This window comes from Rhizobium sp. 01L419 (assembly GCF_056400025.1).
Genome location: NZ_JBFTSM010000066.1, coordinates 1 through 405, shown reverse-complemented (window position 1 = coordinate 405; position 405 = coordinate 1). Strand labels below are relative to the sequence as shown.

1 protein-coding gene is annotated in these 405 nt (G+C 55.8%); it reads left to right on the top strand.

Annotation, left to right across the window (positions count from 1 at the left end):
• Window positions 1-296 (top strand): hypothetical protein (locus tag AC1DUP_RS36810; protein ID WP_477837395.1); only part of this gene is annotated, 296 nt, incomplete at its 5' end.
• Between the last annotated feature and the right edge of the window lie 109 nt (window positions 297-405).

Genomic DNA, 405 nt, shown 5'->3' with positions numbered 1-405 from the left:
GTTTGCGTTCCGTTGTCCAGCGTCGCCGCCGGACGTCACCGATCATCAAGTCAACCTGTCGAAACTCGTTAGACATAAGCTTATCCTCAAGCCTGTGCTTGAGCCTTCCTGCTTATGCTGAGTGTCCGGTCGAAAATGGGGGCAGTTCAAGCGTGCGCCAGCAACTGCTGCGTACATTGATCGCCGACATTGTTGTCGATGTTGATGATGAAGTGCGCGACGTGGTGCTGACCATCCACTGGAAAGGCGGCCAGCATGCAAATTCCGAGGCATGTCGCCCCCTGATTCCGAAATGATGCCGCCCCCCAATTCCGAGAATTAACCGCCCCCTTGTTCCAAGATGATGCCGCCCCCTTATGGCGGCGTTTGTGGAGGTGTCCTGCTGGTGAGACGTTCGACCTTTCA